We start from the raw sequence: 21,190 nt of genomic DNA on the forward strand, positions 1-21,190 counted from the left end.
TGAGAATGATGCGCTGCGCCTAGCCGGACTCAGCCGGCGATTGAGCGCTGCCATCCTGCCGCATCAATTTCCACCAGCAGCGGGGCGCTTGCGTCGCGCTCGCTGATCGCTGTCGCCAGCTCACTGGGGGAGTCGATCGCCACGGCGGCGCAGCCGAAGCCCTGGGCGAGCAGCTGGAAGTCGGGGGCCTTGATGTCGACGCCCAGGCGCGTGACGCCGGCGTTGTCCATGAAGCGGCGAATCTCTTCATAGCCCTGGTTATGCCACAGCACGATCACCACCGGCAGCTGTTCTTCCACTGCGCAGGCGAGTTCGGACAGCGTGAACATGATGCCGCCATCGCCGACCAGCGCGATCACCGGCAGGTCCGGGCGGCCCAGGGTCGCGCCCATCGCGGCAGGCAGGCCATAGCCGAGCGTGCCGTAGCCGGTGGAGGCATTGAAGTAGCGGCGCGGTGCCGGCTGGCTGAGCAGATGATTGGCGGCGTAGACGGTCGCGCAGGAATCGCCGACCCAGATCGCCTCCGGCAGCGCTTGCTTGAGGGTGTCGAACAGCGGCACGTAGGGTGCGAAGGCCGGGTCAGTCGGCAGTGCGAGGGCCTCGAGCGTGGCGGCGGTGATCTGCGCGCCGCGTGTCTTGCCTGCCTCTGCGTCAGCCGTCTCGGCCGGCTTGTCATAGGTTTCGCCCAGGCCATCAGCAACACGCGCGGCGAGGGTCTCCAGCGCCAGGCCGGCGTCGGCGACGATGGCGAGTGTCGCCCGCTGGTTGCGCGCCAGCTGTTCGGGGTCGATATCGATGCGGATCAGCTGGCCACCGATCACGAAGCCATCATCGAACACCACGTCGTAGTCGGTCTCGCCAAGTTCGGTGCCGATCGCCAGCACCACATCGGCGTCGCGCGCCAGTTCACGTACCGCAGGCAGCGCGGCGTTGGCACCGAGATCCAGCGGGTGGGCGCCGCCCAGCAGACCCTTGGCATTGATGGTGGTGACGGTGGGGGCATCGAGCGCCTCCACCAGCTGGCGGGCCGCTTTTGGCGCAGCGACACAGCCACCGCCCAGCAGCACCAGCGGACGCTCGGCGCCCTGCAGCAGGCTCACGGCCTCATCGAGCAGGGCCGGGTCCGGCGCGAGTCGGCCGATGCGCGGGCGCGTGAAGTCATGCGTGGTGCGACCGGCGGGCGGTGGGATCTCGGCATTGAACAGGTCGATGGGAATCTCGATATGCACGGGGCCGGGGCGGGCACCCTCGAACAGCGCGAAGGCGCGGGCCAGCACTTCCGGCAGCGCGGCCGGGTCAAGCAGCGTGTGGCTGAAGCGCGCCACGCCCGACACCAGCTGCTGCTGGCTGGGCAGCTCGTGCAGACGCCCCTGGCCACGGCCGAGGGTGTCGGTGCGATTGACGCTGGAGATCACCAGCATCGGGATGGAGTCGGCCAGCGCCTGGCCCATCGCGGTGGTGATGTTGGTCATCCCCGGGCCGGTGATGATGAAGCACACCCCGGGCTTGCCGGTGCTACGGGCATAGCCATCGGCCATGAAGCCGGCGCCTTGTTCATGGCGCGGGGTGACGTGGCGAATGCTGCGCGCGGCGGGATCGGCATCCGGCTCCAGGCCACGGTAGAGCTCGACGGTATGCACGCCGGGAATACCGAAGACGGTGTCGACGCTGTAGGTGTCACGCAGCAGTCGGATCAGGAGTTCAGCACATGTCATGGCAGGTTATTCCAATGACGGGAGCACCGTGGTGCTCCCGTATGAGATGAGAAACAAGTTGAGTGCCCGCTTGGCTCAGAACACGAACAGATGCGCGATACCGGCGATGATCGGCAGGGTGATCAGCGTGCGCAGCACGAAGATGGCCACCAGTTCCCAGATCTTGAGCGGAATCTTCGACTTGAGCAGCAGGGCACCGATCTCGGACATGTAGATCAACTGGGTCAGCGACAGGCAGGCGATCACGAAGCGCGTCAGTTCGCTGTCGATGTCCTTGGCCAGCACCGCCGGCAGGAACATGTCGGCAAAGCCGACCAGCGTCGCCGGGGCTGCCTCTGCCGCGTGAGGAATCTGCAGCAGTTCCAGCAGCGGAATCATCGGGTAGGAGAGCCAGGTGAACACCGGCGTGAACTCGGCCAGCATCAGCGCCACGGTGCCGATGGCGATCACCACCGGCAGCAGGCCGAGGAAGATGTCCGCCACGTTGAAGCCGGCCGATTTCACCAGCTTGAGCGGGTCCGGCGCATGTTCGGCGCGCGCGACCGCCATGCCGAGTGAGTAGCGCAGCACGCCACAGTCGCTCTGGTTCTCTTCACTGATCTGGCAGCCGACTGGCTCGTGGTAGTCATCACGCTTGCGTGACAGCGGCGGCAGACGCGGCACGATGACGGCGGCGATCAGGCCCGCGATGACGACGGTCAGATAGAAGGGCACGAACAGGTGGTTGATGTTCATGAAGCTGGTGACCAGCAACGCGAAGGCGATCGAGACCACCGAGAAGTTGGTGGCGATCACTGCCGCTTCACGCTTGCTGTAGAAGCCCTGCTCGTACTGCTGGGTGGTGATCAGCACGCCGACGGTGCCGGAACCCATCCACGAGGCGGTGGCATCGATGGCGCTGCGCCCGGGCAGATTGAAGATGGCGCGGAACGGACGACGCACCAGGCTGCCGATGAATTCCATGAAGCCGAAGTCGACCAGCAGCGGCAGCAGAATGGCCGCGAAGAAGAAGAAGGTCAGCAGCACCGGCGCGAGATCATTGAGCATCACGCCACCGGTGAAGGCCGCGGTGACCTGGGTCGGCCCCCACTGGAAGTAGGTCATCAACGCGAAGATGGCGCCGAGGGCACGCATGGCAAACCACACCGGCGAGACATCGAACAGCTCGTGTGCCGCGCCCTGACGTGCCCAGGCCGGCTTGGCGAGCTTGACGAAGCCGGTGAGGATCACCGACAGACACAGCACCGCGACGGCGATGGCGGGCAAGGCGCTGCCGAGCGTGGCCTTGAGCCAATCGGCCATCAGGCCCATGCCGATGTTGATGGTGTCGCCGACACTGAACGGCACCAGAAAGAAGCTGACGCCGAGCAGTGACGGCACCAGGAATTTCATCAGCCCCCTGGCCGTGAGCGGCACGGGGCGGGTGGCGATGAGGTCTTTCTGCGCCTTCTGTGGCTTGGCGGTCTCAGCTTGTTCAGCACCAGAGCCAGAACTTGATACGGAATTTGAGACAGAGTCAGAAATAGCGCGGGGCGGCGTATGGTCCGCCGCGGAGTCGATGCTGGTTGTCATTCGGGTCACCTAGATCTTGTTGTAATGGTCAGGCTCTAGCCGAGCATTGTGTGATGCATCATGCCGTATCGTGCCGGGTGATTCTGTGTGCGCCGAGGGCGGGACGGGCCCCCGGCGCGGGTGCAGCAGGACAGCGGGTCATTCGTGGGTCGTTCGTGGCTCAGTCGCGCTGTTGCACGCCCGGCAGTACGCAGAGCATCTCGTAGAGCAGGGTCGCGCCCATCAGCGCGGTGTTGCCGCTGGTGTCGTAGGGCGGGGAGACTTCCATCAGGTCACCGCCGACGATGTTGAGGCCACGCGCGCCGCGCACGATTTCCATGCCCTGCGGCATGGTCAGACCGCCGGCTTCCACGGTGCCGGTGCCGGGGGCGACGGAGGGGTCCAGGCCATCGATGTCGAAGGTGATGTACACCGGGCGGTCGCCCATCATGTCGCGCACTTCGGCCATCAGCGGGGCGAGTGACTTGAACCAGCACATCTCGGCGGTCTCGACACGGAAGCCCTGCTGGCGGCACCAGTCGAAATCATCGGCGGAGTAGCCGGTGCCACGCAGGCCGATCTGCACCACGCGATTGCTGTCGAGCAGGCCTTCTTCCTGGGCGCGACGAATCGGTGTGCCGTGGGCGATGGGCTCGCCGAACATGTGGTCGTTGACGTCGGCGTGGGCATCGATGTGGATCAGGCCGACCGGACCGTGCTTCTTGGCGATGGCGCGCAGCACCGGCAGGGTGACGGTGTGATCGCCGCCCAGCGTCAGCGGCACGCAGTCGTGGCGCAGCACCTCATCGTAGAACTGCTCGATGATGTCCATGCTCTTGGGCAGGTGGAAGGTGTTGATCGGCACATCGCCGATGTCCGCCACCTGCAGGCTGTCGAAGGGCGCGGCGCGGGTGGCCATGTTGTAGGGGCGCAGCATGCGCGATTCATCACGGATCTGACGCGGGCCGAGACGTGCGCCCGGACGGTTGGAGGTACCGATGTCCAGCGGAATGCCGATGAAGGCGGCGTCCAGGCCTTCCGCGGTTTCCTGAGCCGGCAGACGCATCATGGTGGCCGGGCCGCCGAAACGTGGCATGTCGTTGCCGCCCAGCGGCTGATTGAACTCGCTCATCTGTCTCTCCAGGGTCTTGAGTCGCTCGCGCTGACGTGACGGCGAGCGGGGTATTGTGATTTTTCGCCTGATCGCTCGGCCGGACGGTGTCATGAAGGCCGGCGATCTTCCTTGGCGCATACCCCAGCATTGCAGTAACCATGCCAATTTTTAGTCCATTGATTTTATTGATTTTTATTTGAGCGTGGTCGCTAAGTGATTCATTTATGGATCACTCGTGCACTGATAATGATTCAAAAATGGATCGCTGATTCATTTGTGGATCACATTCGGGCATCATCGAGAGTGTCTTCAAGCGCAGTGCGAGAAAGACCAGCAGGAAAGACCTGCTGGAAAGTACTGATAGAAAGAAGCGCTGGAAAGAACTGCTAGAAAGACCTGCTAGAAAGACCTGCTAGAAAGACCTGCTGGAAAGCCCCGCCCGATTCACAGGCGCGACCATGAGGTGCCCGCCATGTCAGAGCTCGACCGTCAGATTCTCAAGACCATCATCGACACCGCTCACGATCACTACTTCGTGGTCAATGCGGATGGCCAGGTGATGGATGTCAGCCCCGGCGCCGCGGCGGTCTATGGCATGACCCGCGAGGAGTTGTGTGCCGCCAACGTGCATGAGCTGGAAGCCAGCGGCGTGCTCAAGCCCTCCATCAGCCTGGAGGTGCTGCGTACGGGGCGCACGCTGCAGATGATGCAGCTCACCGCCACCGGGCGGCGGGTGGTGGCGCAGGCGCATCCGGTGTTCGTCGCGGGCAAGCTCGAGTGCGTGGTCAGCCGTTCGATGGATCTCACCGATATCCAGCTGCTGCAGCAGGAGTACGCGGTGCTCCAGCAGCGCTTCAGTGATCACCTGCGCCGTAACTCACGCGGTGGCGAGCTGAGTGGCGTCAGTCAGGCAGAGGGCGATCGGGCAACGGCGGGGGCAGGGCAATCAGTCCAGGCCACGGAGCAATATGCACAGAGCCAGGCTGAACAGCGGCAACGTGAACAATCAGCGCGCGAGCAGGCCGAGTGCGAAGACGCCGCGCTGGAGCTGGGCGAGCTGCAAGTCAGAAGCCCCGTGATGCGCGAGATAGCGTTGCTGCTCAAGCGGGTCGCGCCCACCAACGCCACGGTATTGATGCTGGGCGAATCCGGGGTCGGCAAGACGGCCTTCGCCCATCAGCTGCACCGCTGGAGCCAACGCGCCGACGGCCCCTTCATCGAGGTGAACTGCGGCGCCATCCCCGAGAGCCTGTTCGAGTCCGAGATGTTCGGCTATCAGGCCGGTGCCTTCACCGGCGCGGGCAACCGTGGCAAGGCGGGCCTGATGGAGCAGGCCGAAGGCGGCACCCTGTTCCTCGATGAAATCGGTGAGCTGCCGCTGGCCACCCAGACCAAGCTGCTCAAGGTGATTCAGGACGGGATGATCACCCGCCTGGGCGACACCACCACCCGCCGCGCCGACTTCCGCCTGGTCGTCGCCACCAATCAAGACCTCGCTGCCCGCGTGGAGCAGGGCCAGTTCCGCCTCGACCTCTACTACCGCATCAATGTGCTCCCCGTCAGCCTGCCGCCGCTGCGCGAACGCCACGAAGACATTCCCGCCCTGATCGAGCAACACCTCTCCCGCCTCAATCAACGCCACGGTCGCCGCAAACTCCTCGACGCCTCGTTATGGCCCATCCTCATGCGCCAGGACTGGCTCGGCAATATCCGCGAACTGGAAAACTGGCTGGAACGCGCCTGGCTCAGCGCCCCCAGTGATGTCATCGACAGCGACTCAGTGAAAACACTGCTCAACACTTGTTCCACGAATAACGCTAATGGACTAGGCAATTCATTTGGCTTCAGTAATGCAAAATCTAATGGAATAGGCGTTAATGATAGTTTTACCACTGCCGATAACTCTTATAGTTCCAATTCTCTCTCAGAGCCTGCCGCTGAGGGGGCGGTAGCCATGACAGTACCCAAACTCGGCCCCAACGAAACCCTCAAGGAAGGCCTGGCACGTATTGAAGCACAATGGCTACGTGAGATGGCTGCGGAATTGCCCAGTACCTATGCAATAGCGAAGAGGACAGGGATGAGTCAGCCGACAGTGGTGAGGAAGATGAAAAGATTGAAGGATTGAATCCTTTGCATCTGTATCCGCCATAGATAATAGACTGATATTGCCCAGTATCCATGGACACCAATCTAAGAGCTCATTCGGATTTCTAAGGCCTGTGGGCCAATCACCCTGATGGCACAGGCATTGTCAAAGCCCTTTCCCTTGACGCTCATGCTGCGCTGGAGATCGCAGTGGGTCAACAACGACCGATATAGGGATGAGCAAAATTGGCTGCCGCGATCTGAGCGGGGCAATCACATTTTCAGTATCTCTCGTCACCATAGGGCCATCTTTAAGGCGTTACCGGTCATTCATTCACTTATCGCCCAGTCGATAACATTACGCGAGTACAGATTGATCAACACTGTGGACGCTACCGGCAGGCGGCCTGGGCTGCAGCCCCAGCTCTCGGGCGGCGGCACTAATACCGATGAGGTCGGCAAGCGTCTGAGCCTCATTCTTGTAGGCTTGGGAGTAACTGTACGAGTCTTCTTCATGCCTTGCTATGAATTTCTTCGCTCAGTATACTTACTTAATGGGGGACACGGGTAATGGTTAAAATCAATGTGCTACTTTTCAGTCTGATTCCATAGTACAAGCCCGCAAAGACATTCCTCGTGAACGAGTAATACATCTTCCGTCTCAATCAACGTCAAGAATATCGCAAACTTCCCTACGCCTCGTTAAGGCCTAGCATCATGCGACAATAATTATTAAAATAATAACCTCAAGCTGGAAAGCTATCTGGAACGGTACCCGGCAACTAGCTTTATATCTCTAATGATGTTACAGCTCTCGTTTTAATAATCTGTGTTAACTTTCGATAATTAGGTTGGGGTTATGAATATTTTTGTTTGTACTATTTTTATTAATAAAATTCTGCAATTGATAAGGTAGAAGCTTTGATGTCTTTTGATGAATATTAATGTGTCAATTCACTTTAATATTAAGTTATACTAAATCGTCTTTGTTTTATAATATATCTTCTCAAGACGCTACTAGCGCGCAATGATGTGCAAGTGACAGTGCATTTGCTGAAATCTGAATACATAAAGTTGCACGGGTAATAGCGTAGTGACTGGCTACATTTTCTTGTTATGTATGTCTGCTCTAAATAGCATCGATTATTTTGGGGTGTGGTAAGTGTGTTTAATTTAAATGACAAATAGTGAGGGGAATATGGAATTTCTCAAAGTAGAGATCGAAAATGTTAAAAGCATCAAAAACTTTAGTTTAGAGATACCTATCGAGCAAGGGTTGTACGCTATTGCAGGTACTAATGGTGTAGGGAAAAGCACTATTATGGCCTTGCTGGCAGTGCCTTTTAGGCCTGCATTATTAAATGATCTTTTCGGTAGATGTGGTAATACATCCAAGGTTAATTATTTTTATGAAGGTAAATCAGATTACTGGGAGAAGGAGGAGGCAGGTGCAAGATGGAAAGTTAAAGGTAAGTCTTCTAAAGATATAAGGATCGATGGTTTTATTGAGGGTAGTATTATTCATGGTACACGTTTCTCCGATTCTACTCTTGAATCTTTACAACTGTCAGATAGTGTTAGTGAAGAGCATCTAGTCGATGCTGATGATTTTATAAACACTAACTTCAATTATATTTTGCATGGCAAGAAGAGTGTTTACCCTATTATTAGAAAAGTTAGAAATAGACAAGTAGCTTCTGAGCTTGGCTTTGAAACAGTACCTTATTTTATGCACTACCCAGATACAATGCTAAGTCAGTACTGGCTCAGCACTGGAGAAAATCTGCTTTTGAGCCTGTTACATTTTTTGAATAATAAGATTTTTCAGCAAAAACGAAAGGGCACAGATAACAAGTCATTTATACTTATTGATGAAGTTGAGCTTGCGTTACATCCTGTGGCTATCAGTAGGTTACTTGATTTCCTGAAGTCTATATCAAGAGAGTATAATCTCGCCGTATACTTTTCTACTCATTCAACTGAGCTATTACGTGGTATTGGTGCCGATAGTATATATTATCTTCAGACTTTGCCAGATAGAACTATTGAAGTGATTAACCCATGCTATCCTGCTTATGCAACGAGATTTCTCTATAATCAAGATAGTTACGACTTCTTGATATTGTGTGAAGATGAACTGGCTAAATTTGTTATTGATGAAGTGATAAATTCTGAAAATCTTTATAGTGGGAAGCTATATCATATATTACCTTGTGGAGACTGGAGGAACACTATTAGGCTTCATAGGGAGATTTACGATTCTAACTTAGCCAGCAAAGCTACAAAAATTATCTCTGTTTTAGATGGTGATGTAGTTGAGGAATTTGAAAAGAGTAAGTCTAACGATAGTATTGTTGCCAGGCTTAATGTAACATTTCTTCCCGTGCCTAGTCTTGAGAAATACTTGCATTCAAATTTAATAGAAAGCGTTGATACAACTTTGTTTAGAGAGTTGAATGATAGGTTTTTCAGGAAAGAGTCGCTAGATGATGTGATTACAAAATACCAAGATGGCAAAACTGACAATAAGGGAAAAAAGCTTTGGAGCCTGATGGTGGCAAGCGTAGCAAGTAATAATGTTAGTGAAAAAGAGTTTTTAAGAGAGGTTTGTGGGGTTATATATAAAAAGGTTAATACGGATTCGTTAACCAATCGAATTGTTAGGATGTTCTAGATAACTTATAGCTCGCCAATTGATATTGGCGAGCTATATCTGGGCTAAGTTTTACGGAAAGCTCCTAGTGGGAGCTATCTCTCTAGATGTTAAGTCTAAATATATTTATCATTAATATGGGTTTTGCAAGCAGATAGAGCATTTTAATAATTTTCGCAGATAGCCATGTATCTATTTTTTTGATAACGAAGAAATTTTATTTCTTATATGATTTTTTATATATGGCGGTGCTAATTTATTTCCATCACCACCAAACTCCCCATCACCCCTTGGCATAACGGCTTGATCTCGCTGAAGCCTTCATCGACGGCGAGGTCTGTCTTGGCTTTGGCGTAGGTGGTGCCGTCGGCGGTGGGGTGGTAGCTGGTGCAGTGCAGGCGGATCAGCTTGTCGTCGAGGAAGAGGCCGTATTCGCGGGTCTGCGAGGTGATGGGCGTGCCCTGGTGTCGCTGTGTCATGGCGATATCGAACCAGTAGACCTGACGGTGATCCACTCGGGTCAGGCCGGAGTCGAGCATCTGACTGTTGATGGGCGCCCACTGCGCCAATTGGTCCGTGGCGGCCATTACCTTGAGCTGCGCGTCGCTGACGGTGTCGCCATGCAGGTCATAGATCTCGAGGATGATCATGTCGGTGCCGGTACCCGCCTGACTCTGCCATTTCTGCACGATATGCGGCAGGCGCCCCTCGGCGGCAGACCATGAGGCGGGCAGATGCAGCGCCAGGTTGATGCCCAGTGACTTGCCGTGGCCCTTGGTGTGGAATTCCTGGAAATAGCCGTCGTACAGCTCGTATACCGGCTCGATCTGATATTTGGTTGCCAGCAGGAATTCCTTGAACGGCGAGGGCAGGTATTCCCCCTGGGCGCGCAGATGAATGGCCTCGATGAAGCGGGCCGCGAAGTCGCTGGTCAGCTTGTCGGTGGTCAGCTGGGAATCCAGTTCCTTCTTTATCTGACGGCGGATGCCATCCAGTACTTCTCGCGCGTGGTCCTTGCCCATCAGGGTGGCGAGGTTTTCCGCCAGACGATGGGTGATATTCGGGAAGGCATTCTTGAAGTAGGCGGAGGCCAGTTCGGTATCCGGCGCGAGGCCGGGAAACTCGTCGGCGATGCGTGACAGCGTGATGTCCTGGGCGATGACGAAGCCGTAGGTACTGCTCAGCGTATTGATGACCTTGGGCGTGGGGCGAAACTGTGCGGCTTCGGCGCGTGCCGAGGCACCGGGAGTAATGAGACACAAGCCCAGGCTCAGGCCCAGTCCGAGCGTCAGGGCGGCGGCGGCCAGCCCGGGAATTGCCCCAAAGGAGCGTGTTACGGCAAACGCCATGCGTGACATCCTGTCAGAGTGCGATCGATTCAATCCTATCATCGGCCTACGGTGACTTCTTGCGTGCTGACGCTGTTCAGATACCTAATCAGGCAGAAGTATCAGACTGCGCGTCATGCGGCGCACGCGGTTTCCCTTGTGAGAGAGCAGCAGACAATGATGTCCAGACGACACCAGTATTCGGTTGAACTTGAGTGGACCGGCAATCGCGGTGATGGCACCCGCCATTACACCGCCTATGAGCGTGATTTCGTGGCCCGCGTCAGTGGCAAGCCGAGCCTGGAAGGCTCCGCCGACCCCGCCTTTCGGGGCGACGCTGGCCGCTGGAATCCGGAAGACATGCTGGTGGCCTCCGTCTCGGCCTGCCACAAGCTGTGGTATCTGCACCTGTGTGCTGAGGCCGGCATTCGTGTCATGAGCTATCACGACCACGCCGAGGGCACGATGCAGGAAGGCGCGCCCGCCGCTGATGACAAGACTCAGACAGAGAACCAGGGTGAGGCGGGACGCTTCACCTCCATCGTGCTGCGCCCCGAGATCACGCTGGCCGCCGGTGACGATATCGCGCTCGCCCATGAGCTGCACCATCGGGCGCATGCGCTGTGCTTCATCGCCAATTCGCTGAATTTTCCGGTCAGCTGTGAGGCGGTGATCACCCATCAGTGATGGGTAGCCCTCAGCCCGCGTCGGACTGACCGTGTCAGAACCCAAAAGGCCACCAGAGCAATCTGGTGGCCTTTTTTGGTTTCAGCATCTCTCTAAAGACTCAGCTTCTCTCTAGAGAATCAGCGTCTCGCGGGCGAATCACGAGGTTGGATCAACCGCGTGCATTCACTTCCTCGATCAGCTTGCTGGAGCCGGTGAGGTCCGGCAGGCAGGCGCCGTCGGCAATCTTCGCCAGCAGCACTTCTTCGGCTTCTTGCACCTCGATGGCGTGGCTGGCGATGGCCGAGACTTCCTCGGGCGCCATCACGATGACGCCGCTTTCATCAGCGAGGATGGCATCGCCCGGATTGACGACGACACCGCCGATGCTGACCGGCACATTGAGCGCGCCGCCGATACCGGCGAAGCGGGTGGTCAGCGAGGCGACACCGCGACTCCAGACCGGGAACTGCTTGTCGCGAATGGTCAGCGCATCGGTGGCCATGCCATCGATCACCACGCCTGCCACGCCGAGGCGCGAGGCGACTTCCGTCATCACGCCGCCCCAGCAGGCGCGGTGGCGATCGCCCTGACGATGCACGATCAGCACATCGCCCGGTCGCACCAGGCGCATCAGGTGGTTGAGCAGGGTGCCGTCTTCCGGCGGCAGCGAGACGGTGACGGCGGTACCGGCGATGCGCACCTCGGGCAGCATGCTGGCAATCGCCGGTTCGACGAAGCCGTGGGTGTGGAAGTGGCCGATGGTGGCCGTCTCGCACTGGCGGAGCTGTTCCAGCCGTTCAGGCGCGACCTGCGCTGGCATGTCATTGAGTTGGTACATGGAAGTCTCTCGTCGTGGTCGGTCAGATCAGGCTGGGCAGGAAGGTCGTCAGCCACGGGGCCCAGTAGAGCATCAGCATCGCGAACAGGAAGCAGATGACGATCGGCCAGGCCGCGGCGTAGATGGTCTGCATCGGCGTCGCCGGGGCGGCGCCTTTCACCGCGAACAGGTTGTAGCCGAAGGGCGGGGTCAGACTGCCCACCGAGATGTTGATCAAGAACAGCGTCCAGAACCACACCGGATCAAAGCCATACAGCTTGACCAGCGGCGCGTAGATGGGAATCACCACCATCATGAAGGCGATCTGGTCGATGAACATGCAGGCGATCAGCGGAATCAGCATCAGGATCAGCAGCATCCACACCGGGTCAAGATCCAGCCCGGTCACGCTGCTCACCAGACCGCTGGTGGCGCCGGTGAAGCTCAACAGCTGCGAGAACAGCTTCGAACACGCCAGGATCAGGATGATCATGGTGCTGACCTTGAGCGAGGACATCACCGCCTCGCCGGCCATCTTGAACGAGAACTTGCGGTAGTAGGCCGCGACCACCAGCGAGCCCAGCACGCCGGTGGCGGCGGATTCGGACGGCGTGGCGATGCCGAGCAGAATCAGGCCGAGCACGGCGAAGATGATGATGGTGAACGGCAGCATGTTGATCACGGCGCGGCGCTTTTCCCGGGCCGTGCCGCCACCGCTTTCATCGACGGGCGGCGCGCGGCGCGGGTCCAGCGTGATGCGCACCTTCACATAGAGGATGAACAGCGCGGCCAGCAGGATGCCGGGCAGGATACCCGCGATCAGCAGGCGCGCGATGGAGACATCCACCATCGAGCCGATGATGATCACCAACAGGCTCGGCGGGATGATCGGCGCGAGACTCGCCCCACCCAGAATCAGGCCGATGGAGAGCCTGTCGTCATAGCCGCGCTCCTGCATGGTCGGCAGCGCCGAGCGGCTGAGCATGGCGGTCACGGCCAGCGCCGAGCCGGACAGGGCACCGAACAGCGTCGAGAGGGCGACGACGAAGAAGTAGAGGCGACCCTTCATGCGGCCCATCAGGGCATCCAGCGAGTCGAAGATCACATCGATGGAGCCGGAGCGGAACAGCAGCTCCCCCATCAGCACGAACAGCGCGATGGTGGTCAGCGTCTCCGAGGTCATGCTGTCGTAGACACTGTTGGCGAACATGCCGAAACCGGCGGTGCCCATCAACCACAGCGTGCCGAGCACGTTGATGGTCAGGAAGGCGGCGAAGACGGGAATGCCGAGGGCGAACAGGCCCATCAGCAAGGCGATGGCCAGGCCCAGAGAGGTATACCATTCCATGACTCAGGGTCCTTTTCTGGCGGCGGTTGCCGGGGGCGTCGCGCGGCTAGTCGAGCGGCTAAAGGCGTGGCGCAGGAAGTACAGGGCGGCGCTGATCATCGCGTAGGCGATGAAGCTGGAGACCCAGTACTTGGGAATGTCGAGGCCCATGGCAGTGGTGGTGTGGTAGTGGAACTGTCGCAAGCTTTCCTGCACGCAGATCCAACCGGCCACGGCGCAGACGGCGCCGGTCACCAGGGCGAGGAGACGATCATAGAAGGCGCGTGCGGCAGGGCCGAGGCGCTCCGGCAGCACGGTGATGGCGATATGGCCGTGGGTGCGTGCCAGTTCCGGCGTTGCCAGCGAAATCGAGAGGCATAGCAGGTAAGCCACCATCGCGCCGGACCACAGGGTGGGAGAGTTGAAGAAGTAGCGCGCGATGACTTCCAGCCAGAAGCACAGGACGATGCCACACAAGGTGACACCGCCCAGAAGGAAGCCTGCTCGCGTCACGCCGTCATGCACACGTGCAAGCAGGGTTAGCATGGTGGATTCCTTACTCGCTGACGGTGGTCAGGTTCTTCTCGATCGCCAGTTCACGCATGGCGGTCACCGTGTCCGGGGTCTTGTCGATGCCCAGCTGCCAGATACCGTCGGTGACGAGGGCATCCAGACGCTCGGCGTCTTCCGGTGCGAATTCGGTGGCCTGCATGCCGGCTTCGTCCAGCGCCTTCCACTCTTCGACTGCCAGCTCATCCAGGATCGGGACGATTTCGGTTTCCAGCTCACGCCCTTCGTCGAGCAGCACTTGCTGCTGTTCCGGCGACAGGGTGTTGAAGGCGTTCAGGTTCATCAGCACGAAGTTGTAGGTCTGACCGAAGGTCGGCTTGGAGTAGTAGCCGGCGACTTCCTGCCAGCCCATGTCCTTGACGCCATTCAGGCCCCAGGCCGCGCCGTCGATCACGCCACGGTCCATCGCGGAATAGACATCGCCACTGGACATCAGCACCGGCGTACCGCCCAGGCCCTTGGTGACGTTGGTATAGGTGGGGCTGCCGCGCAGACGACGGCCATCCAGACCCGGCGTACCGGTGATCGGCTCCTTCAGCACATACTGGAAGCCGTGGCTGCCCAGCGGCGGAATCGCGATCAGCTTGAGGCCCAGGTCGTTGTAGTGCTCATCAACCATGTCCCACAGGCCGGATTCGCGCGTCTGTTCCGGATTCACCGCCACGCCATCCATCGCAGCGCCGACGCCGGTGGTGTTGGTGTGATAAGCGGCGTGGGTATACAGCAGCTGGAAGACACCGGCCGCGACAGGCTGCAGCTGCTCGAAGGGCGGCACCACATCCGGGCCGGTCAGCTTGATGGTGAGGTCGGCGGCCTTGTTGGCTTCGACTTCCTTGATGAAGCGCTGGGCAATCTCGCGGGAGTAGGCAGTGGTCTGGTCGTAACTGGACAGCATGCGCAATTCGGTGGCCATGGACTGGGTGGCCGGGAGGAGGGCGAGCAGCGGGAGCAACAGAGCGGGCTTGAGGGTTTTCATAGCAGTATCCACGTTATCGTTATTGTGAGCGGGGCAGTGCATGCGGGACTTCTCGTGACCATGATGCTGCGTCCGGGAGATGCATGCGGTACCTGTCCCTGCTTCTTGTTGTGATGGTACGCCTTCAATCTATGAGGCCCTCCCTTCGCGGTCAACGAATCATCAGCCTTTTGGGCTTTCAAATTTCAATACGCAGTATTTGCCAAATTTATGTAAGAAAATATGTGTGTATTGTGCGCTGACAACATGCGGGGATTGCGATGAGAAATTGGCCGATTGATGCCAGAAAAGGCAGCCTAGTCGTCGCAAGGATAGTGGGCAGTCGAACGCGAAAAAACCGCCTGAAGCCATCTGCTCGGCTAGTAGAATGGTCAAAAGAATAGCCATCATGGTGGCCAGCAGAATGGCTATCAGAGTGGCGAGCAGGAAACCTGCAGAGCATTGATCCTGACCACAGCAAAGCCCCCGTTACCGATGCTTTCAAGAGATCATCGGCAACGGGGGCTTTCGGGTGGTGCATCACTACTTGATAAGCACTGAGCGCAACTGTTCTCTCAACCAGTCAGCTCGGCTAGTCAGCTCAGTCAGTCAGCGCGCTGCGGACTCGGTCGAGAGGCCCAGGCTCGGCTTGCGCAGCGCCAGCGGCATCAACGCCAGCGAGACCGGCAGGCCGATCATCACCGGGTGCAGGCCGAAGGGATGGCCCAGCACCTGCCACAGCACGGCGGTGGCCAGCCCGCCCCACATCATGATCACCCCGCCACGCGGGTCTGGCGTGCGACGACACAACGCGACCACCGTCGGCACCAGCACACCGCAGACCAGCATCGCGCTGCCGAGAATCCAGATATCGAGCAGACGCGGCGCGTAGAGCGCCAGGCCCAGCGAAATCAAGGACATGGCGACCACCGAGTGGCGGCTCATGCGCAGCATGAAGGCATCATCGCGACCCTTCATGCGCGGTTTGATGATGTCGTTGGCGATGGAGGACGCACCGGCGATGAAGAACGAATCCGCGCACGAGATGATGGTCGCCAGCAACACGACGACCATGCTGACCATCAGCGGCAACGGCAGGGTGGCCTTGATGATGGCGTAGAAGGACAGGTCCGGATTGGCGACCGCGATATCCAGTCCCAGCTTGGCGAAGGCGCCGATCAGGACCACGGCACCGCCGACCAGCAGCGTGAAGACGATGGCGACGGCGTAGCCGGTACGTGCCGCCTTGAGGCTGCGCGCGGCCCAGAAGCGCTGCCACAGGTCCTGGCGCACGAACTGATAGGCGCCGATGGTCAGCATGTAGACCGCCAGTTCATGGCCGGAAATGCCGGTCAGGCTCAGGAAGTCAGGGTTGCCTTCGGGCATGGGGGCCGCGCTGATGAATTCCCAGCTGCCGCTGGCGTAGTAGACGGTGACCAGCAGGAAGAAGATGCCCAGGGTCTGCAGGGTGCCCAGGATGGCATCTGACCAGATGACCGCCATCAGGCCGCCCAGCCATGTCTTGGCGGTCAGCAGTGCCCAGGTCAGCAGGATGCCCACCGGCAGCGCCAGGCCGAATACCAGCTTGAGCACCGTGGCCACGGCCACGAACTGCATGCCGGTGATGGCCGCGTAGGCACACAGGATGCTGAGCAGGGTCGGCACCCTGACGCCTTCGCCAAAGCGACTGACCAGGAAGTCGGCCAGGGTCACCATGTTGAGGCGCTCGCCTTCGGCGTGGATCTTGCCGATGAAGAAGTACAGCGCAATGCCTGCGAAGGTCATGCCCACCGGCAGCCACAGCTGTCCCATGCCGAAGGTGTAGCCCTTGGAGACGAAGCCCAGCAGGGTAGAGCCGCCGACGGCGGTACCGATCAGCGTACAGATCAGCGGGAAGGTCGAGGTGGAACGGCCTGCGACATTGTAATCATCATAGGTCTTGATGCGGCGGAAGAAATAGAGCGAAAGCCCCATCAGAAATACGCCACATGCTATGATCATGATCGAGAGAATGAAGGTTTCTCGGGTATCGAACATCGTCGTGTTTTCCGCTTTATTGATATTGTATTGATCGTCATTGGTGTCTTGAGCGAGGGGGAATATATCACTCGAGGGCAGACGTTGGTGACGCGGTGCTGACTTTATTACCATCTGGCGTGCCACCGGGAGTGCGTTTCATTGCGCTCTTGCCGGTCGCGCCACTTTCGGGACAGGAACAATCGCCATGCGACCCATACATGACACGCTGGACTGGAACCTGCTGAGAACATTCATCGTCATCGTCCAGGAGGAAAGCGTCAGTCGGGCCGCGGCGCGTCTCTACCTGTCACAGCCAGCGGTGAGTCTGTCACTCAAGCGCCTGGAAGAGCGCCTGGGGCAGCGTCTGATCGAACGGGACAGTCACAGTTTTCGCGTGACCGGGGCGGGGCAGGTGGTCTATCGCGAGGCGGTGGAGATCTACGCCAATGTGGCGCGTCTCGCCTCTGAGGTGGGCAATAGTCATACGGAGATTTCCGGACATGTCTCGCTCCTGTTCATCACCGGCATTGAATGCCGTTTCCTTGATAGCGTGTTCGCACGCTTTCACCGCTGTTTCCCCCAGGTCACCTTCTCGATCCAGGAAATGTCCAGTCACGAGGTGCAGCAGGGCCTGCTGCAGCGCCAGGGGGCCTTGGGTATCTGTCTGGCCCAGCAGACGCCTGAACAGCTGATGTCCCAGGTGCTGGCGCGCCAGAATTACCGCTACTTCTGTGGTCGCATGCATCCGTTGTTCGGCCAGCAGAACCTGCCGATGGATGCGCTGCGCAATGAACGCTATGTCTCCTTTGGCAGTGAGCAGCTCGATGGCGTGCTGTCACCGCTGGCGATGTTCCGTGCCCGCGAAGGCGTGCAGGGTCCGGTGATCGGTCAGTCCAGCAGCCTGCAGGAAATCCGCCGCATGGTGCTGGCCGGTTGGGGCATCGGCTGCATGCCCGAGCACATCGTGCGCCGTGAAGTCGCGGAAGGAGAATTGTGGCCCCTGCCGCCCTACGGTGGTGTGGCCGATATCGACCTGCACCTGATGTGGCACCGCGAGGCGCGTTTCAGTGCCGCCGAATCCACCTTCGTCAACTTCATGCACAACGCGCTGGCCAAGGTGCCGCTGGAAGAGCGCCTGCATCGGGGGCTGGAAATGCAGCCCGCCGCGGCCTCTGCCGCAGCCGACGGCGTGCCGGCCAGTCGCGACCCGCTTGCCGCCGTGCATGCTGATCCAGATGCGGCCCAGCCGGGTGCTGAACGGCCAGATTCCGGCGAGGGCGAAACCGTCTAGACCGAATTTCAGTTTCTAGCCCATTTCTCGACTACCACCATCGGCACCGCTGCCATCCTGCAATATCGGATGACAGCGGTGCCGTGGGTGAGTGGGTCGTCCGAGGCCTCAGTAGGCGAGATTGATCCAGGTGGTCTTCAGGTCGGAGTACTTGTCCAGCGCGTGCAGTGACTTGTCACGCCCGAAACCGGACTGCTTGACGCCACCGAAGGGCACGCTGATGTCGCCATCGGCGTAGCAGTTGACCCACACCAGACCCGCCTTGAGACGCCGCGAGACACGATGGGCCCGTGCCAGGTCGCGGGTCCACAGACCAGCGCCCAGCCCGTAGATGGAATCATTGGCCAGTTCGATGGCCTCTTCCTCGCCGCTGAAGCGGGTCACGCCGAGTACCGGGCCGAAGATTTCCTCGCGCATCACGGTGCTGTTCTGGCCGCCTTCCACGATAGTCGGCTCCAGATACCAGCCGCCGGCGGTGGCATCGCTGGGAGCGATCGCCTGGCCGCCCTGGTGCAGCGTCATGCCTTCCGAGAGCGCCGTCTCGACGAAGCCGAGCACCTTCTCGTGGTGGTCCGCGCTGACCAGTGCGCCCATGCGCGTGGCCGGGTCGAGCGGATCACCGGCCGGCATGGCGCGGGCGCAGGCGATCAGACGCGGCATGAAGTCATCGAAGATGGCCTCATCGACATACAGGCGCGAACCGGCGATGCAGACTTCGCCCTGATTGATGAAGATGGCGTCGGCGGCAGCGCGTGCGGCCTGGTCCAGGTCCGGGCAGTCGGCGAACACGATATGCGGCGACTTGCCGCCACACTCCAGCCACACACGCTTGAGGTTGGAGTCGCTGGCGTAGCGCATGAAGCGCTTGCCGGTCGCGGTGGAGCCGGTGAAGGCCAGCGCATCGACTTCCATGTGCAGGCCGAGCGCCTGACCCGCCACCGCGCCCAGGCCCGGCGTGACGTTGAACACGCCCGCCGGAATGCCGGCTTCATCGGCCAGTGCCGCGAGACGCAGCGCACTCAGGCTTGAGGCTTCGGCCGGCTTGAGCACCACGCTGTTGCCCAGCGCCAGCGCCGGCGCGAACTTCCAGGAAGCGATCATCAGCGGGAAGTTCCACGGCACCACCGCCGCGACCACGCCCAGCGCTTCACGGGTGATGGTGGCGTGCACGTTCTCGCCGGTGGGCGCGATCTCGTCGTAATGCTTGTCGATGGCCTCGGCGTACCAGGCTACCGAGCGCGCGGTTTCCGCCAGATCAAAGCCCAGGCTGTCGCCGATCGGCTTGCCCATTTCCAGCGTCTGCAGCAGAGCCAGTTCTTCGGCATTGTCGCTGATCAGCTGGGCAAAGCGCTGCAGCACGGCCTTGCGGGCCTGAGGGGACTGACGCGACCAGACACCGGATTCGAAGGCGCGACGCGCGGCCATCACGGCGCGGTCGATGTCCTGCTCGGTGCAGGCGGTGATATGCGCCAGCACTTCGCCGGTGGCCGGATTGTAGGCCGGGAAGGTGTCACAGCCGGTGCTTTCGGCATAGGCACCGTCAATGAAGGCACGTGTCTCGAAGGTCAGCGCGGCGGCGCGTTGCTGCCAGTCGGCATGCGTCAGCGGGGCGGATGTGGCAGTGCTCATTGGGCGTTCTCCGCGGTGTTGTGGGTCGCATTGGCGTCGTCAGTGTTGGTGCTGACGATGCCGGCACGCTTGAGCATCGCCAGCAGCAGGACGTTGGCGCCATCCTCGAGATCGGACGGTTCGGCGTTCTCGCTCTCGTTGTGGCTGATGCCGTCTTCGCAGGGCACGAAGATCATCGCCACCGGATTGATGCCGGCGATCTGCACGGCGTCGTGACCGGCGCCGGTTTCCATGTCGCGGTAGCTGAGTTCCAGCTCTTGACTTGCGCTGCGCACCATCTCGATCAGTTCCGGCGCGAAGGGCGTCGGCGGAATGTGCTGGACCTCGATCAGCTCGATGTCCACGCGTTGCTTGTCGCTCTGGTTGGCGGCGTGATGCTTGAGGCACAGCGCCTTGAGCTGGTCGTGCATCTCGGCCAGCACTGCCGGTTCCAGGTGACGCAGGTCGACGCTGAAGCGCACCTGGCCCGGAATCACGTTGCGCGAGTTGGGATGCACATTGAATTCGCCACAGGTGACGCGACCGTTGGGCTGGTAGGCATCGGCCAGCGTCAGGATGTCACTGACCAGCGCGCAGGCGGTCTTGAGCGCATCGCGGCGGTAGGGCATCGGCGTCGGGCCGGCGTGGGCTTCCTGACCGCTGACCACCACGTCGAACCAGTGCAGACCCAGCGAGCCGGTGACGGCGCCGATGGTGATCTCTTCCTGTTCCAGCACCGGGCCCTGCTCGATATGCGCCTCGAAATAGGCGCCGAAATCATGGCTGCCCACCGGCACGTCGCCGGCATAGCCGGTGCGCGACAGTGACGCGGCAACGCTGTCGCCGTCACGATCGGTGGCGGCCATGGCCTTCTCGAGCGGGATCAAGCCCGCATGCACGCCGGACCCCATCATCACCGGCACGAAGCGGCTGCCTTCCTCGTTGGTCCAGATCACCACTTCCAGCGGGGCTTCGGTCTCGATGCCGCGCTCATCCAGCACGCGCATGACTTCCAGGCCGGCCAGCACACCGTAGCAACCGTCGAACTTGCCGCCGGTGGGCTGAGTGTCGATGTGGCTGCCGGTGGCGACCGGCGGCAGGCTGTCATTGCGGCCCGGGCGACGGGCGAAGATGTTGCCGATCTCGTCGACGCGCAGTGTCAGGCCAGCGGCCTCGAGCCAGCCGGTGACCAGCTCGCGGCCGGCGCGGTCTTCTTCGGTCAGGGCCAGACGGCAGTTGCCGCCCTTGGGCGTCGCGCCGATCTCGGCCAATGTCATCAGCGCGTCCCACAGGCGCTTGCCATCGACGCGCAGGGCGAGGCTATCCAGAATCTGCTGGGTCTGTTCGGTGTTGGCAGAGGGAGCTGAAGGGGTAGTGGTAGTGGACATGTTGTTGTATGGCTCCTGTCGTCGCGCTCTGGCGGCATGGTTCAACTGTTCTGACGGTTCAACTGTTCTGACTGGCGACCTTCCCGCCTTCGGGCGA

Annotated in this window: 15 protein-coding genes; 4 read left to right on the top strand and 11 right to left on the bottom strand. The window is 59.8% G+C overall.

The features are described from left to right. Window positions 1–29: 29 nt before the first annotated feature. The 3 genes from ACJJV2_RS07400 to speB all read right to left on the bottom strand — a co-directional run bounded on the left by ACJJV2_RS07400 (window position 30) and on the right by speB (window position 4,398). Window positions 30–1,715, bottom strand: a complete 1,686-nt coding sequence (locus tag ACJJV2_RS07400) for a 5-guanidino-2-oxopentanoate decarboxylase (protein ID WP_405279535.1) — start codon at window positions 1,713–1,715, stop codon at window positions 30–32. Between the two features lie 75 nt (window positions 1,716–1,790). Then, window positions 1,791–3,107 carry a YjiH family protein gene (locus tag ACJJV2_RS07405; protein ID WP_405279538.1) on the bottom strand — a complete coding sequence of 439 codons (1,317 nt, stop codon included), beginning with the start codon at window positions 3,105–3,107 and terminating at the stop codon, window positions 1,791–1,793. A 340-nt stretch (window positions 3,108–3,447) separates the two neighbouring features. After that, the gene (speB, locus tag ACJJV2_RS07410; RefSeq protein ID WP_054556970.1) at window positions 3,448–4,398 is read right to left on the bottom strand and encodes an agmatinase; all 951 of its coding nucleotides are present in this window, start codon (window positions 4,396–4,398) and stop codon (window positions 3,448–3,450) included. Window positions 4,399–4,852: 454 nt separating this feature from the next. On the opposite strand from speB, the gene ACJJV2_RS07415 reads away from it, so the two are divergent. Further along, the gene (locus tag ACJJV2_RS07415) at window positions 4,853–6,508 is read left to right on the top strand and encodes a sigma-54 interaction domain-containing protein (protein ID WP_405279542.1); all 1,656 of its coding nucleotides are present in this window, start codon (window positions 4,853–4,855) and stop codon (window positions 6,506–6,508) included. 1,158 nt (window positions 6,509–7,666) lie between these two features. Next, window positions 7,667–9,142, top strand: a complete 1,476-nt coding sequence (locus ACJJV2_RS07420) for an AAA family ATPase (protein ID WP_405279545.1) — start codon at window positions 7,667–7,669, stop codon at window positions 9,140–9,142. A 230-nt stretch (window positions 9,143–9,372) separates the two neighbouring features. Here the strand turns inward: ACJJV2_RS07420 and ACJJV2_RS07425 are convergent, their stop codons facing one another. Next, complete coding sequence (locus ACJJV2_RS07425; protein ID WP_405279548.1) at window positions 9,373–10,470, bottom strand: hypothetical protein; 1,098 nt, start codon at window positions 10,468–10,470, stop codon at window positions 9,373–9,375. 159 nt (window positions 10,471–10,629) lie between these two features. On the opposite strand from ACJJV2_RS07425, the gene ACJJV2_RS07430 reads away from it, so the two are divergent. Continuing rightward, a complete protein-coding gene (locus ACJJV2_RS07430; RefSeq protein ID WP_405279550.1) occupies window positions 10,630–11,136 on the top strand; it encodes an OsmC family protein in 507 nt (168 codons plus the stop codon). A gap of 151 nt (window positions 11,137–11,287) precedes the next feature. Here ACJJV2_RS07430 and ACJJV2_RS07435 read toward each other — a convergent pair whose 3' ends face one another. The 5 genes from ACJJV2_RS07435 to ACJJV2_RS07455 all read right to left on the bottom strand — a co-directional run bounded on the left by ACJJV2_RS07435 (window position 11,288) and on the right by ACJJV2_RS07455 (window position 16,824). Next, window positions 11,288–11,956, bottom strand: a complete 669-nt coding sequence (locus ACJJV2_RS07435; RefSeq protein ID WP_043334961.1) for an RraA family protein — start codon at window positions 11,954–11,956, stop codon at window positions 11,288–11,290. 22 nt (window positions 11,957–11,978) lie between these two features. Beyond that, entirely contained in the window at window positions 11,979–13,283 is a 1,305-nt protein-coding gene (locus tag ACJJV2_RS07440; RefSeq protein ID WP_279833455.1) for a TRAP transporter large permease subunit, read from the bottom strand. A 3-nt stretch (window positions 13,284–13,286) separates the two neighbouring features. Then, window positions 13,287–13,808, bottom strand: a complete 522-nt coding sequence (locus tag ACJJV2_RS07445; protein ID WP_405279554.1) for a TRAP transporter small permease — start codon at window positions 13,806–13,808, stop codon at window positions 13,287–13,289. A 10-nt stretch (window positions 13,809–13,818) separates the two neighbouring features. After that, complete coding sequence (dctP, locus tag ACJJV2_RS07450) at window positions 13,819–14,808, bottom strand: TRAP transporter substrate-binding protein DctP (protein ID WP_405279557.1); 990 nt, start codon at window positions 14,806–14,808, stop codon at window positions 13,819–13,821. A gap of 588 nt (window positions 14,809–15,396) precedes the next feature. Continuing rightward, window positions 15,397–16,824, bottom strand: a complete 1,428-nt coding sequence (locus ACJJV2_RS07455) for a sodium:solute symporter (protein WP_054556963.1) — start codon at window positions 16,822–16,824, stop codon at window positions 15,397–15,399. A gap of 187 nt (window positions 16,825–17,011) precedes the next feature. Here ACJJV2_RS07455 and ACJJV2_RS07460 point away from each other — a divergent pair, with 187 nt between their 5' ends. Beyond that, window positions 17,012–18,097: a LysR family transcriptional regulator gene (locus ACJJV2_RS07460; RefSeq protein WP_405279560.1), complete on the top strand. Its 1,086-nt coding sequence runs from the start codon at window positions 17,012–17,014 to the stop codon at window positions 18,095–18,097. Window positions 18,098–18,205: 108 nt separating this feature from the next. Here the strand turns inward: ACJJV2_RS07460 and ACJJV2_RS07465 are convergent, their stop codons facing one another. Beyond that, complete coding sequence (locus ACJJV2_RS07465) at window positions 18,206–19,726, bottom strand: aldehyde dehydrogenase (RefSeq protein ID WP_405279563.1); 1,521 nt, start codon at window positions 19,724–19,726, stop codon at window positions 18,206–18,208. After that, on the bottom strand, window positions 19,723–21,093 hold the full coding sequence (locus tag ACJJV2_RS07470; RefSeq protein WP_405279566.1) for a Zn-dependent hydrolase: 1,371 nt from the start codon (window positions 21,091–21,093) through the stop codon (window positions 19,723–19,725). Before ACJJV2_RS07470 ends, ACJJV2_RS07465 begins: the two co-directional genes overlap by 4 nt. Between the last annotated feature and the right edge of the window lie 97 nt (window positions 21,094–21,190).

Origin of the sequence: Cobetia sp. Ld8, from assembly GCF_045066615.1 — a bacterium.
GTDB lineage: Bacteria > Pseudomonadota > Gammaproteobacteria > Pseudomonadales > Halomonadaceae > Cobetia > Cobetia amphilecti.

Excerpts from the sequence above, each read along its gene's own strand:
- ACJJV2_RS07430 (WP_405279550.1), top strand. The coding sequence starts at position 10,630 with ATGTCCAGACGACACCAGTATTCGGTTGAACTTGAGTGGACCGGCAAT.
- ACJJV2_RS07405 (WP_405279538.1), bottom strand. The coding sequence starts at position 3,107 with ATGAAATTCCTGGTGCCGTCACTGCTCGGCGTCAGCTTCTTTCTGGTG.
- ACJJV2_RS07420 (WP_405279545.1), top strand. The coding sequence starts at position 7,667 with ATGGAATTTCTCAAAGTAGAGATCGAAAATGTTAAAAGCATCAAAAAC.
- ACJJV2_RS07455 (WP_054556963.1), bottom strand. The coding sequence starts at position 16,824 with ATGTTCGATACCCGAGAAACCTTCATTCTCTCGATCATGATCATAGCA.
- ACJJV2_RS07425 (WP_405279548.1), bottom strand. The coding sequence starts at position 10,470 with ATGGCGTTTGCCGTAACACGCTCCTTTGGGGCAATTCCCGGGCTGGCC.
- ACJJV2_RS07440 (WP_279833455.1), bottom strand. The coding sequence starts at position 13,283 with ATGGAATGGTATACCTCTCTGGGCCTGGCCATCGCCTTGCTGATGGGC.
- ACJJV2_RS07470 (WP_405279566.1), bottom strand. The coding sequence starts at position 21,093 with ATGTCCACTACCACTACCCCTTCAGCTCCCTCTGCCAACACCGAACAG.
- speB (WP_054556970.1), bottom strand. The coding sequence starts at position 4,398 with ATGAGCGAGTTCAATCAGCCGCTGGGCGGCAACGACATGCCACGTTTC.
- ACJJV2_RS07445 (WP_405279554.1), bottom strand. The coding sequence starts at position 13,808 with ATGCTAACCCTGCTTGCACGTGTGCATGACGGCGTGACGCGAGCAGGC.
- ACJJV2_RS07435 (WP_043334961.1), bottom strand. The coding sequence starts at position 11,956 with ATGTACCAACTCAATGACATGCCAGCGCAGGTCGCGCCTGAACGGCTG.
- ACJJV2_RS07460 (WP_405279560.1), top strand. The coding sequence starts at position 17,012 with ATGCGACCCATACATGACACGCTGGACTGGAACCTGCTGAGAACATTC.
- ACJJV2_RS07415 (WP_405279542.1), top strand. The coding sequence starts at position 4,853 with ATGTCAGAGCTCGACCGTCAGATTCTCAAGACCATCATCGACACCGCT.
- ACJJV2_RS07465 (WP_405279563.1), bottom strand. The coding sequence starts at position 19,726 with ATGAGCACTGCCACATCCGCCCCGCTGACGCATGCCGACTGGCAGCAA.
- ACJJV2_RS07400 (WP_405279535.1), bottom strand. The coding sequence starts at position 1,715 with ATGACATGTGCTGAACTCCTGATCCGACTGCTGCGTGACACCTACAGC.
- dctP (WP_405279557.1), bottom strand. The coding sequence starts at position 14,808 with ATGAAAACCCTCAAGCCCGCTCTGTTGCTCCCGCTGCTCGCCCTCCTC.